This window comes from Streptomyces sp. P3, assembly GCF_003032475.1.
Classification (GTDB): Bacteria; Actinomycetota; Actinomycetes; order Streptomycetales; family Streptomycetaceae; genus Streptomyces.
In genome coordinates, this window is sequence record NZ_CP028369.1 from 3,479,486 (window position 1) to 3,492,930 (window position 13,445).

Sequence of the window (13,445 nt, forward strand, 5' to 3'; positions counted from 1 at the left end):
GACCCTCCATGAACATCTGTGTAGTAGCGCTCGGCAAGATCGGGCTCCCGCTGGCGGTTCAGTTCGCCGCCAAGGGCCACCGGGTCATCGGCGCGGACGTCAACGAGAAGGTCGTCGAGCTGGTCAACGCCGGCGTCGAGCCGTTCCCCGGTGAGCACGACCTGGACGTCAAGCTGAAGCAGGCGGTCGACGCCGGGCTGCTGAGCGCGACCACGGACACCGCCTCCGCGGTGGCCGAGTCCGAGGCCGTCGTCGTGGTCGTGCCGCTGTTCGTCGACGCCGAGGGGGTCCCGGACTTCGGCTGGATGGACGCGGCGACCAAGGCGATAGCCCAAGGCCTCAAGCCCGGCACGCTCGTCTCCTACGAGACGACCCTCCCGGTCGGCACCACGCGTACCCGCTGGGCGCCCATGCTGGCCGAGGGCTCGGGCCTCACCGCCGGCGAGGACTTCCACCTGGTGTTCTCCCCGGAGCGCGTCCTGACCGGCCGGGTCTTCGCCGACCTGCGCCGCTACCCCAAGCTGGTCGGCGGCATCGACGAGGCGTCCGGCGCCCGCGGCGTGCAGTTCTACGAGCAGGTCCTCGACTTCGACGAGCGCACCGACCTGCCGCAGCCGAACGGCGTGTGGGACCTGGGCACCGCCGAGGCCTCCGAGCTGGCCAAGCTCGCCGAGACGACCTACCGGGACGTCAACATCGGCCTCGCGAACCAGTTCGCGCGCTTCGCCGACAGCAACGGCATCGACGTCAAGAAGGTCATCGAGGCCTGCAACTCGCAGCCCTACAGCCACATCCACCAGCCCGGCATCGCGGTCGGCGGCCACTGCATCCCGATCTACCCGCGGATGTACCTGTGGAACGACCCGGCCGCCACCGTCGTGCGCTCCGCCCGTGAGGCGAACGCGGCGATGCCGGACTACGCGGTGGACCTGCTGGCGGCCGCCTACGGCGACCTGAACGGTGTGAACGTGCTGGTGCTGGGCGCCGCCTACCGTGGCGGCGTGAAGGAGACGGCCTTCTCGGGCGTCTTCCCGACCGTCGCGGCCCTGAAGGCGCGCGGCGCGGTCCCGTTCGTTTCGGACCCGATGTACACGAGCGAGGAGCTCGTCGCGCACGGCCTCACCCCGCACGCGGGCGAGAAGGTCACCGCGGCGATCCTGCAGGCCGACCACGCCGAGTACCGCAGCCTGACCCCGGCGGACCTGCCGGACGTCACGGTCCTGGTCGACGGGCGTCGCACCACCGACCCGAAGGCCTGGGAGGGCGTGCGCAGGGTCGTCATCGGAGGCTGACACAGCCCGCCGTCGCTCTACGGCCCCGGCCCTGCGGCCGGGGCCGTACGCGTGCGTGGTGCCGGTCCCGACCGCCTGCTCCGGACGGCCGTCTCCGCGGGGTTGGCCCTGTGCCCCCTGTGTGTCTCCCGTATGCTCGCCAGGCGGGAGCCGGGCGCGCCGAAGGCGAGGCGGCGGGGCTCCGCAAGGGGGCAGACGCGGAATTGCGAGCGGTCGGTCCCCCCTCCGTACGGACACACAGCGAGGACGACGAATGTCCCAGACCGACGTCAAGGTCTCGGCCCTGCCGGACGCGCCCGACGCACCCGGAACCGTGCCGCCACGGCAATCCCGGGGCAATCGGCTCTACGCTCTGGACGCGCTGCGCGTCATAGCGGCGCTCTCGGTGCTGATATTCCACTTCACCGGCGTGGACGCGGCGACCAAGGCGAACTGGGGCGTCAATCCCAAGGCGCTGTTCCCGTCGATCTTCCCGTACACCTCGTACGGCTCCTACGGTGTGCAGTTGTTCTTCATCATCAGCGGATTCGTCATCTGCCTGTCCGCCTGGAACCGCACTCCCGGCCAGTTCGTGCAGGCGCGGTTCCTGCGGCTCTTCCCGGCGTACTGGTTCTCGGTCGTCGTAGCCGTCGTCGTCTGGCGGGCGCTGCCCGACGGCGCCCGCAAGGCCCCGAGCGTCAGCGACTCGCTCACCAACCTCACGATGTTCCAGGTGCCGCTCTCGGCACGCCACCTCGTCGGCGCCTACTGGACGCTGTGGGTGGAGCTGACCTTCTACCTGATCTTCCTGGTCGTGCTCTGGAAGGGGCTCGACTACGTCCGCGTCTCGGTCTTCTGCTGGCTGTGGCTGCTCGCGAGCGTCCTGGTGCAGGAGGAGAAGTTCCCGCTGCTCGGGATCTTCGCGCAGCCGCTCAACACCGCACTGTTCGTGTCCGGCATCGCGATGTACCTGATGTACCGGTTCGGTCCGGACCTCAAGCTGTGGGGGCTGCTGGGCGCGAGCTGGCTGGTGATGCAGAGCGACCTCGTCCAGCACGCGGACCATCTGCGTCACGACAAGGGCATGGACCGCTCCCCGTACGTCGCCCTCGCCCTGGTCACGGTCTTCTACCTGCTGGTTCTCGCCGTCGCGCTGCACAAGCTCGACCGGATCGGCTGGAAGTGGCTGTCCACGGCGGGCGCCCTGGTCTACCCGCTGTACCTGCTCCACGAGGAACTGGGCTGGGCGATGATCCGCATCCTGTACGGGCACGTCGGGGCGTGGGCCACGCTGGCCATCACCACGGTGTCGCTGATCGTGCTGGCGTGGCTTGTCCACCGGTTCGTGGAGAAGCCGTCCCAGCGCTGGCTGCGCGACCGCCTGGACAAGGAGTCCCGGAAGCGCGCCGCGGCCGCGGAGGCCTGACCCGAGGCCCCGAAAGCCCCGGCGGGAACAGGAAGGGCGGCCGGTTGCACACCGGCCGCCCTCGGGCTCTGCACGCGTGGAGCCTCAGACGCGCTCGGTGAGGACGCCGTCCTTCGCGTCGTACAGCTCGCCGGTCTGCGGGCACTCCCAGACGTCCGCCTCGCCCGCGCGCTCGACCAGCTTGACGCCGGCCCGGCCGACCCAGCCGACCTGCCGCGCGGGAACGCCGACGACCAGGCCGAAGTCCGGGACGTCCTTGGTGACGACCGCGCCGGCGGCGATCATGGCCCAGCGGCCGATGGTGATGGGCGCGACGCACACGGCGCGAGCCCCGATCGACGCGCCGTCGGCGATCTTCACTCCGACGGCCTCCCAGTCGCCGCCGCGCTTCTGCTTGCCGTCGGGGTCCACGGAGCGGGGGTTGTGGTCGTTGGTGAGGACCACGGCCGGGCCGATGAAGACACCGTCGCCGAGCTCCGCGGGCTCGTAGACGAGCGCGTAGTTCTGCAGCTTGCAGTTGTCGCCCATCCGTACACCCGAGCCGACGTACGCGCCCCTGCCGACCACGCAGCCCTCACCGAGGCGCGCGCCCTCGCGGATCTGCGCGAGGTCCCAGACACTGCTGCCGGCGCCGATCTCGGCACGCTCGTCGACCTGCGCGCTCGGCTGGACCCTGTAGTTCACTTCTGCTGCCTTCCGGTGTGCGGCTTGGTCCGGCGAGCATACGGGGCCTGCGGCGGGCTGGCGGGGCGGGGTTGGAGCCCGGCCCGGCACGGGGCGGGCGGCCGTCGTCGCCCGGCGCCGTGGCGATGCGGCCATGGGGGAGCCAGGCCCGGTTTGACCCCCGAACGGCCGCCCCGTAGCCTTGACCCTCGGCGTGTCGACTGACGCGCCACATCTCCGTAAACCTCTTCCTCCCGGGTACCGGTTGCCTCGGTGGTCGGGAGAGGCCGTCCGTGTTCGTTCCCGGACGGCTGGACTGCGGGGATGCCGTCCCAGAGCGAGAGAGTGAGATCCGCGTGTACGCCATCGTGCGCAGCGGTGGTCGCCAGCACAAGGTTGCTGTCGGCGACATCGTTGAGGTTGACAAGATTTCCACTGCCAAGGTTGGCGACACGGTCGAGCTCTCGACCCTGCTCGTTGTCGACGGCGACGCTGTGACCAGCGACCCGTGGGTGCTGGCCGGCATCAAGGTCCAGGCCGAGGTCGTGGACCACCACAAGGGTGTGAAGATCGACATCCTTCGCTACAAGAACAAGACCGGCTACCGCCGTCGTCAGGGCCACCGCCAGCAGTACACGGCGATCAAGGTCACTGAGATCCCCGCGGCTGCGAAGTAAGGGACTGAGGAGACATGGCACACAAGAAGGGCGCATCGTCCACCCGGAACGGTCGCGACTCCAATGCCCAGCGGCTCGGCGTGAAGCGCTTCGGCGGTCAGGTCGTCAACGCGGGTGAGATCCTGGTCCGCCAGCGCGGCACGCACTTCCACCCCGGCGCGGGCGTCGGCCGTGGCGGCGACGACACGCTGTTCGCCCTGGAGGCCGGTTCGGTGCAGTTCGGCACCCACCGTGGCCGCAAGGTCGTGAACATCGTTCCGGTCGCCTGATCGGAAGCTTTCGCGAGGCGGACCTCACTTCCCGTGCGGGAAGGCGGGTCCGCCTTTCGCGTGTTACGCAGTAGACAGATACGTACGTTTCGTTTTGTAGTCGTTTTGTAGCCAGTGCTGGAGGCACCCACCATGACCACCTTCGTGGACCGCGTCGAACTGCATGTCGCCGCGGGTAACGGGGGCCACGGCTGTGCCTCCGTCCACCGTGAGAAGTTCAAGCCGCTGGGCGGCCCCGACGGGGGCAACGGCGGGCGCGGCGGCGATGTGATCCTGGTCGTCGACCAGTCGGTCACCACGCTCCTCGACTACCACCACAAGCCCCATCGCAGCGCGACCAACGGCAAGCCCGGCGAGGGCGGCAACCGCTCCGGCAAGGACGGCCAGGACCTGATCCTGCCGGTCCCGGACGGCACGGTGATCCAGGACAAGGCCGGCAACGTGCTGGCGGACCTGGTCGGCCACGGCACCTCGTACGTCGCCGCCCAGGGCGGCCGCGGCGGCCTCGGCAACGCGGCGCTGGCCTCGGCCCGCCGCAAGGCCCCCGGCTTCGCGCTGCTCGGCGAGCCCGGCGACCTCCAGGACATCGTCCTGGAGCTGAAGACGGTCGCGGACGTGGCCCTCGTCGGCTACCCGAGCGCCGGCAAGTCCTCGCTGATCTCGGTGCTGTCCGCCGCCAAGCCGAAGATCGCGGACTACCCGTTCACCACGCTCGTCCCGAACCTCGGCGTGGTGACCGCCGGCTCCACCGTCTACACCATCGCCGACGTGCCCGGGCTCATCCCCGGCGCCAGCCAGGGCAAGGGTCTCGGCCTGGAGTTCCTGCGCCACGTCGAGCGCTGCAGCGTCCTCGTGCACGTGCTGGACACGGCGACCCTGGAGTCCGAGCGCGACCCGGTCTCCGACCTCGACATCATCGAGGAGGAGCTCAAGCAGTACGGCGGGCTCGGCAACCGGCCGCGGCTGGTCGTGCTGAACAAGATCGACGTACCGGACGGCAAGGACCTCGCCGAGATGGTCCGCCCGGATCTCGAGGCGCGCGGCTACCGTGTGTTCGAGGTGTCCGCGGTCGCCCACATGGGACTGAAGGAACTGTCGTTCGCCCTCGCCGAGATGGTGGGCGCGGCGCGTGCCGCCAAGCCCAAGGAGGAGGCCACGCGCATCGTCATCCGGCCCAAGGCCGTGGACGACGCCGGCTTCACCGTCTCGCTGGAGGAGGACGGCCTGTTCCGCGTCCGCGGCGAGAAGCCCGAACGCTGGGTGCGGCAGACCGACTTCAGCAACGACGAGGCCGTCGGCTACCTCGCCGACCGGCTCAACCGCCTCGGTGTGGAGGCCGCGTTGATGAAGGCGGGCGCCCGCGGCGGCGACGGCGTGGCCATCGGCCCCGAGGACAACGCGGTCGTCTTCGACTGGGAGCCGTCCGTGACGGCCGGCGCCGAGATGCTCGGCCGCCGGGGTGAGGACCACCGCTTCGAGGAGCCGCGTCCCGCGACCCAGCGCCGCCGCGACAAGCAGGCCGAACGCGACGAGGCGGCCCAGGAGTTCGAGGGCTTCGAGCCGTTCTAGGCGCGGACCGATCCAGGGCTTCGAGCCCGCCCGACCCACGAAGGCCCCGGTGGCGCGCTCTCCCGCCTCCGGGGCCGTGGTGTGCCGCCACATCGGCGCCCGGTCCGCCTCGGCCATGACCCAGGCTGTTCTCAGCGTCCCCCGGCCGACTCTCCTGCCGTTCGCGGCGCGGGGAATGGTTCTCCCGCTCACATCTTCGCCCTCGCCGCGGCTCCTGTTCGTGCTCTCGCGGGACGAAATCCGGTGAAGTCGCGCAGGTGAATTCCGGGAAATGTTCTTCTGACGATCTCTATTTCCGGTGTTTGCGCAACGGCATGATCGGCATATGGAGAACCCGTGCGGTCCCGCCTCACGGAACGTGAAGATCTCGGTGTTCCGGCAGGGCCGTTCGGACGCCTGCCGGGAGGACGCGGCCCCGCCCGGGCGATCACGGGCGCGGGTGTGCGGATGATCGGTGATCCGGTCGCCGTGCTGTCCGTCGGCCCGAGCCCGCCCCGGGAGGGCGTGCCGGTGGACCGCGATCACGGCGGCGCGGACACCCGCCGGGAACCGTTAGAGTCACACTGCCGTCTGCGCCGCTCTCGTCACTCAGGGCAATGCTCGCTCGTTGTGGAGTTACTCACAGGATTTCCTGGGATCATCCCGGGAAGGAGCGTCGCCGTATCGCCAATCGTCAGTGACGGAAGGTGAATGCCAGGTTGCGTGCACATTTGCAGCGAACGGCGCTCACCTTGCATCGAGGTAACCGCAAGTGGGACCATTTTCCCGTCCCTGTCGCCCCAAGGTAGGTCCTCTGTGTCTCAGCACATAGCCAAGCCCCGTACCACCGCAGTGATCCTGGCCGGTGGCACCGGCCAGCGCGTGGGTCTGTCGATTCCCAAGCAGCTGCTGAAGATCGCCGGCAAGGCAGTCATCGAGCACACGCTGGCCACCTTCGAGAAGGCGGACTCGATCGACGAGATCATCGTGCTGATGGCGCCGGGCTACGTGCCCGACGTCGAGAAGATCGTCTCCAAGGCCGGGTTCAAGAAGGTCCGGGCGATCCTCGAGGGCGGCTCCACGCGCAACGAGACCACCGAGCGCGCCATCGCCGCCCTGGGCGAGGGCCTGGCCGACGGCGAGGACGTCAACGTCCTCTTCCACGACGCCGTCCGCCCCCTGCTCTCACAGCGCGTCATCGACGACTGCGTCACCGCGCTGGAGCGCTACCAGGCCGTCGACGTCGCCATCCCGTCCGCGGACACCATCATCGTCACGCGCACGCACGGCGAGGACGGCGAGTTCATCACCGAGATCCCGGACCGCTCCCGGCTGCGTCGCGGACAGACCCCGCAGGCGTTCAAGCTGTCCACCATCCGCCGGGCCTACGAGGTGGCGGCGGGGGACCCCAACTTCCAGGCCACGGACGACTGCACCGTCGTGCTGCGCTACCTGCCGGACGTGCCGATCCACGTCGTCGCGGGCGACGAGTACAACATGAAGGTGACGCAGCCCGTCGACGTCTTCATCGCCGACAAGCTCTTCCAGTTGGCCTCCTCGGCCACTCCGGAGCAGAACGGCGAAGAGGTCTACCGCGAACTGCTCACCGGCAAGACCCTGGTCGTCTTCGGCGGTTCGTACGGCATCGGCAAGGACATCGCCGAACTCGCCGAGTCCTACGGCGCCAACGTCTACGCCCTCGGCCGCTCCACCACCGGCACCCACGTGGAGAACCCGGAGGAGGTCGACGACGCCCTGTCCAAGGCCTACAGCGAGACCGGGCGCATCGACCACGTCGTCAACACGGCCGGCGTGCTGCGCATCGGAAAGCTCGCCGAGACCGACAACGCGACCATCGAGGAAGCGCTGAAGGTCAACTATCTGGCCCCCGTGCAGATCGCCCGTTCGGCTTACAAGTACCTCGCCGAGACGAAGGGCCAGTTGCTGCTCTACACCTCCAGCAGCTACACCCGCGGGAGGGCCGAGTACAGCCTCTACTCCTCGACCAAGGCCGCCATGGTGAATCTCACCCAGGCACTGTCCGACGAGTGGGCCGGTGACGGCATTCGGGTGAACTGCGTGAACCCGGAACGAACCGCCACGCCCATGCGCACCAAGGCCTTCGGCCAGGAGCCGACGGGCTCACTGCTCTCCTCCGAAGCGGTCGCCCGCACCTCCCTCGACGTGCTGCTTTCCGAGCTCACCGGGCATGTCGTGGACGTCCGTCAGCAGGACCCGACGGCGGCCGCGGGCAAGGCTTCCGACTTCGAGCAGGCGCTGGCCGAGGTGCTCGATCGCCAGAACGGCGTGGCATAATCGAGCACAATTAGTCATTGATTTTTCAGGCCTCTGTGGATCCCTGTTTACGGAGAATTCACAGAGGCCTGTATCCGTAAGACTTCCGAAATCTTCACAAAGGATTTTCCGGACTTTTTGGCACCTCTGACCGGCCCCCTCCCAGAGCAGGTTTCTCCGTGATATCCACTGCTATTCGCGTCGCCCGGGTGGGCAGCGTGGCCGAGCTGGCCGCGGCGCTCCTCATGATGCTGGGCTATCCCGGCCTCATGGCGTCCGCGCTCGTCCCGAGCGCCCCCGCCTTCGTCGCCGCGGCCGCCGTGACGTACCTGGCGGACCTCTATCTCCACCACAAGGACAGTCGCCTCATCGGCCTCCTGGTCAAGGTGCGGGCCGGCATGTCCACCCGCTTCCTGGTCCGCGAACTGCTGCTGGTCCTGCTCCTGGCGAGGCTCGGCCTCTCCGAGGATCCGGTCTTCTACGCGGCGATCGCGTGTTTCACGGTGTTCTTCGGGCTCCAGGCTCCGCACAGCGCGCTGATCGCCCTGATCGACAAGCGCCGTCAGATGCCGGTCGTGACCAGGAACGTCGACCTGGCCTCCCGGCTGCGCATCCCGGACGCCCCGCCGCGTTTCCTGCTCGCCGACGCCACCGTGAAGATGCTCCACCTCGACCTCGCCGCCGTCGTGGGCCTGCTCGTCGGCGCGGTCACCGACTCGCAGCGCGCGGGCTTCGCCGGCATCGGCGTCACCCTGGTCCTCGGCATGCTGTACGTCCTCGTGCTCGTGCCGCACCTGCGGGCGAGGCGGCTCCCGCCGAAGGCCGACAAGGTCCTGGGCACGCTCAGTGCCTGGCTGCGCGAGTACCGGCCCGAGACGGTGCTGTACTTCTCCGGCTCCGACGACTCCGCCTACCAGGTCAACATGTGGCTGGAGACCATGGAGCAGATGGAGTCCCGGCCGCTGGTCATCCTGCGTGAGCGCGTCATCCTGGAGAAGATGGCGCCCACGTCGGTCCCTGTCGTCTGCGTGCCCGGGGGGGTGCACCTGATGAACATGGACCTGTCCATGGTGCGGGTCGCGTTGTACTGCGCGAACGTCGGCAAGAACATCCATCTGCTGCGCGTGCCGACGATGAAGCACGTCTTCATCGGCCACGGCGACAGCGACAAGGCCGCCAGCGTCAACCCGTTCAGCAAGGTGTACGACGAGGTGTGGACCGCCGGCCGGGCGGGCCGCGACCGGTACGCCATCGCCGACGTCGGCATCCGCGACGAGGACATCGTCGAGGTCGGGCGTCCGCAGCTGGCCCCGATCCGGGCGGTCGCCCCCGAGGGCGACGTCCCCACCGTGCTGTACGCGCCCACCTGGGAGGGCTGGGACGACAACCCGGGCAACACCTCGCTGCTGCTGGCCGGCGAGAACATCGTGAAGAAGCTGATCGCGGCCGAGCCCCCGGTCCGCGTGCTGTACAAGCCGCACCCCTTCACCGGCACCCGCAGCGCCAAGGCGGCCACCGCCCACCGGAGGATCACGGCCCTGATCAAGAAGGCCGCCGCCGAGCGCGCCGGCAACCCGCGGTTCACCGCGGACCCCGCCGCGCAGGCCGCCGCCAAGGCCGAGCTGACCCGCCTCAAGACCCGGCTGGACGGTCTCGCGCTCGCCTTCGACGCGCGGGCCGACGAGGCCGTCACGAGCCGCGACGGCATCGTCGACGTCCGCAAGCACGAGGAGGCCGCGCGGCTGCGCGCCGACTGGGACGACGCCTACTGGCGTTCCTTCCCGTCCTCCGAGCACCGGGTGATCACGGGCGCGGCGCCCCGGCTGTTCGACTGCTTCAACGCCTGTGCGGCGATGGTCTCCGACATCTCCAGCGTGGTCTCCGACTTCATCGCGAGCGGCAAGCCGTACGCGGTCACGGACTCCGCGGAGCTGGGGGCCGAGGAGTTCCGGCGGCAGAACACCGCGGTGCGCGCGGCCGTCATCCTCGGCAACGACGCGGCCGAGCTGGACCAGTTGCTGGACGCGGTGCGCGACCCGGCCGCCGATCCGCTGGCCAAGGACCGCAAGGAGCTCAAGGAGTACCTGCTCGGGCCCGACGAGCCCACGTCGTTGCAGCAGTTCGACGCCGCCGTCACCCGTCTGGCCCTGAAGGCCGAGGCACGCAACGTCAGCCAGCAGTCCCTCGGGGCAGCGGCGGCGGAGGCCTCGGTGGGCGCCGCACCGGACGACGGAGCCGCGCTGCCCAAGGGAGTCGCGACCGCCTGAGGTCGCACGGCCCGCGGCGCCACCGCGATGCATGACGAGCCGGACCCCCGGAGACCACTCTCCGGGGGTCCGGCTCGTCGTGCATCCTGTGATGTGGAACACGTACGGAAGTGCGAGCAACCCGCCCCGTCAGATCGTCGTCTATCCGGTATCCAAAGCAGTCTTGTCGGAACGTTGTGGTGGTGAGAGGGAAAAGTGGCCGTTGCGCAGCCTGACGTCACGGTGGTCATCGGGGCGTACGAGGCGATGCCGTACCTGGTCGAGTGCCTTGCCTCGGTCGAGGCGCAGACCATGGCCCCCGACCTCATCGAGGTCATAGCCATAGACGACGGTTCGCGCGACGGCACGGGGGAGTGCCTGGAGGAGTTCGCCGCCCGCGCTCCCATGGCCGTCACCGTGATCCGGCAGGAGAACTCCGGCGGCCCCAGCGGCCCGCGCAACGTCGGCCTCGCCAAGGCGACCGGGCGTTACGTCTTCTTCCTCGACGCGGACGACCGGCTCGGCGCCGAGGCCCTGGAGCGCATGGTCGCCATGGCCGACCGCAACGGCACGGACGTGGTCCTCGGGCGTGTCGAGGGCATCAACCGCAACCCCCCGAAGTCGATGTGGGCCAAGACGCTCGAGCGTACGGACGTCTTCTCGTCCAACATCAAGTTCACCCTCAGCGCGCAGAAGCTCTTCCGCCGGGAGTTCCTGCAGCGCCACGACATACGCTTCGACGAGTCCCTGTGGACCGGCGAGGACGCGCTGTTCACCATGGAGGCCTATCTGCGGGCCGACGGCGTCTCCGTGGTCGCCGACTACACCTGCTACTACCTGGTGGGCCGCAGCGACGGCAAGCATGTGACCAAGAGCGGGAGTTACACCCTGCGCTTCGACTCCGCGCGCGCCCTGATGGGCCTGCTGGCGCGGCTGCTCCCGCCGGGCCCCAAGCGGGACGTGCTCATGGTCCGCCCGTTCCTCGTCACCGTGCTGCCGCAGTTCGGGCCCGTCTTCCTCAGGAACGACGAGGAGATCCGGCGCACCAAGATGGAGCTGGCCCGGCCGCTGATGGACGCCTACTGGAACGAGGGCGTCGCCCAGCGGCTCAAGGTCCACGAGCGGCTGCGCCTGGAACTGGTGGCCCGGCAGCGCCCCGACCTGCTCGTGGACGTCCTGGAGTTCATCAGGGCCAAGAGCGAGCCGACGCCCGTCCTGAAGAAGCGCAACACCCAGCTCTACCTGGCCTACCCGCACTACGGCTCGCGCGAGGCCGGTCTGCCCGACCGGATCTACCTCGCGGAGCCCCGCGAGGCCGCGGCCTACCCGGGCTGGCGCAAGGACGCCGCCGAGACGTTCCTGCGCGGTTTCGCCCGCAAGGTCCGCAGGCGGCTGCGCAGACTCCGCCGGCCCCCGATGCGGCCGGGCGGCACCGCGGCGGCCTGAGCGGGCGCGCGCCTCGTGCGCAGGGAGCCCCGACCGGGGTCACCTGCCCGGCTTGAGGGCGCGACGCAGGGGACCGCCCACCGCACGCCTCGCGCGGCGGTAGATCGAGGGGGACGGGATGACCGCGGCGGCCCTGGCCGCGCCCCTCGCGCCGGACCGGCTCCTGGCCAGGTCTCGCCTCAACTGGGCGTTGGTGGAGTCCAGTTCGCTGATCCGCTGCTGGAGCCAGCCGAACCGGCTGGTCAGCGAGGCGAGGTCGGCGTCGTTCCAGGGACGCACGCCCGCCGGGAAGGACAGCGAGCGCAGCTTCGTGTCGAAGGCCCGGCCCCCGTCGCCGTGGGTGAAGGTGTTCTGCAGCCCGTTCCTGTCCAGGAACGCGGTGAACCGGTCGAACCGCTCCTTGTGGTTGCCGGTGAGCCCGCTGAAGTCGGCCTCCTCGTAGAGGTCGGCCGGGTCGAGGTCCGCGGGTGTCTCGCTGAGCAGCCGGTGCGGTATCTCGAAATAGCGGCACAGCTCCAGCGTCCGCGAGTCGAAGGCGAGCACGGTCGCGGGGGTGCCGGCCAGCAGCGCCGCGATGTTGCCGTGGATGCGTGAGCCGAACGAGAAGTCGAACTCGCGCAGGTCGTCCAGCCAGGTGACCGGGTCGATGTAGACCCGTGCCTTGCCCGCCCGGTACATCGGGTGGTCCGGGTGGGTGGGCATCTCGGTGACCCGGCCGCCCACGGAGTCCGTGTCCCGCCAGTACAACTGCCTGGCGTCGGTGAGGTTCTGGCCTATGTAGAGCAGGTTCGGATAGCGCTCGTTCGTCCGGGTGATGATCCGGTGCAGGCCGCCGCCGCGCACCGCGGCGTGCGAGCCGTTGACGGCGATCCGCGACCCGGCGGTGAGCGCCGCCGTCCTCTTCTCCACCGGCAGCCGGTCGCCGTGCAGGAACATCGAGGGGCAGCCGATGACCTCGACGTCCCGGAAGCCCATGTCGTTGAGGTACTGCTCGGTGAACTCGCCCCGCACGCCGATCGTTGCGCTGTGGTCCAGCACCGCCGCGCAGAAGGCGCGCACCGTGGCCTCGATGGGCTTCAGCCGCGCCGCCTCGTAGGTCACCCCGGTCTGCGCGCCGACGCCCAGCACCACGACCGGGATCCTCAGCTTCCCGATGAGCCGGGTCAGCCGTTGCAGAGGCTGCTCGAAGGTCGGCCGGAAGGCGTTCGCCAGCGGGACGACGAAGGCGTCGTACTCCTCGTTGATCCGCGCCGCCGCGTTCGCGTCTGTCCGCATACCGTTCGAGACGACCTCGGTGTCCGGCGCCGTGAGGATCTTGTGCGCTGCGTCACTGAAGATCAGGTTGCCGGAGTTGGTGGCCATGACGTCGCGGTGGAGGGCTTCCTCGACGGGGACGACGTCGAAGGGGCTCTTCCCCGACCTGAGGAGTATGCGCTTCACACCGTGAACTCTAGGTGACCCAAACTTGAAAATAAATTTGTGTTCTCTTCAAATTCGACAGGGAACCGGCACAGCCTCTTTGCCCTAAGCAAATTGTGAGCAAACGGTGACGTTGTGTGCTCGACGGGGTGTCCGCGAAATGAAACCCCGAAGCGCTCCCGGGC

10 protein-coding genes are annotated in these 13,445 nt (G+C 69.3%); 8 read left to right on the forward strand and 2 right to left on the reverse strand.

Annotated features, from left to right (window positions below):
- Positions 1–8 precede the first annotated feature (8 nt).
- Both C6376_RS15560 and C6376_RS15565 read left to right on the forward strand, forming a co-directional pair.
- Complete coding sequence (locus tag C6376_RS15560) at positions 9–1,292, forward strand: nucleotide sugar dehydrogenase (protein WP_107443966.1); 1,284 nt, start codon at positions 9–11, stop codon at positions 1,290–1,292.
- 253 nt (positions 1,293–1,545) lie between these two features.
- Entirely contained in the window at positions 1,546–2,697 is a 1,152-nt protein-coding gene (locus tag C6376_RS15565) for an acyltransferase (RefSeq protein WP_107443967.1), read from the forward strand.
- Between the two features lie 84 nt (positions 2,698–2,781).
- Here the strand turns inward: C6376_RS15565 and C6376_RS15570 are convergent, their stop codons facing one another.
- Entirely contained in the window at positions 2,782–3,381 is a 600-nt protein-coding gene (locus C6376_RS15570; protein WP_107443968.1) for an acyltransferase, read from the reverse strand.
- Positions 3,382–3,716: 335 nt separating this feature from the next.
- Here C6376_RS15570 and rplU point away from each other — a divergent pair, with 335 nt between their 5' ends.
- From rplU to C6376_RS15605, 6 genes are all read left to right on the forward strand, one after another.
- Complete coding sequence (rplU, locus tag C6376_RS15575; RefSeq protein ID WP_007381993.1) at positions 3,717–4,037, forward strand: 50S ribosomal protein L21; 321 nt, start codon at positions 3,717–3,719, stop codon at positions 4,035–4,037.
- Between the two features lie 14 nt (positions 4,038–4,051).
- Positions 4,052–4,306 carry a 50S ribosomal protein L27 gene (rpmA, locus tag C6376_RS15580; protein WP_003990207.1) on the forward strand — a complete coding sequence of 85 codons (255 nt, stop codon included), beginning with the start codon at positions 4,052–4,054 and terminating at the stop codon, positions 4,304–4,306.
- A 132-nt stretch (positions 4,307–4,438) separates the two neighbouring features.
- Entirely contained in the window at positions 4,439–5,875 is a 1,437-nt protein-coding gene (gene obgE, locus C6376_RS15585; RefSeq protein ID WP_107443969.1) for a GTPase ObgE, read from the forward strand.
- Positions 5,876–6,670: 795 nt separating this feature from the next.
- Entirely contained in the window at positions 6,671–8,170 is a 1,500-nt protein-coding gene (locus C6376_RS15595; RefSeq protein WP_107443971.1) for a bifunctional cytidylyltransferase/SDR family oxidoreductase, read from the forward strand.
- A gap of 158 nt (positions 8,171–8,328) precedes the next feature.
- Positions 8,329–10,416, forward strand: a complete 2,088-nt coding sequence (locus C6376_RS15600; protein ID WP_254075952.1) for a hypothetical protein — start codon at positions 8,329–8,331, stop codon at positions 10,414–10,416.
- Between the two features lie 195 nt (positions 10,417–10,611).
- A complete protein-coding gene (locus C6376_RS15605; protein WP_107443973.1) occupies positions 10,612–11,841 on the forward strand; it encodes a glycosyltransferase family 2 protein in 1,230 nt (409 codons plus the stop codon).
- 39 nt (positions 11,842–11,880) lie between these two features.
- On the opposite strand, the gene C6376_RS15610 is transcribed toward C6376_RS15605, so the two are convergent.
- Positions 11,881–13,281 (reverse strand): polysaccharide pyruvyl transferase family protein, encoded by a 1,401-nt coding sequence (locus C6376_RS15610; RefSeq protein WP_107443974.1) that lies wholly within the window; start codon positions 13,279–13,281, stop codon positions 11,881–11,883.
- Positions 13,282–13,445: the final 164 nt, after the last annotated feature.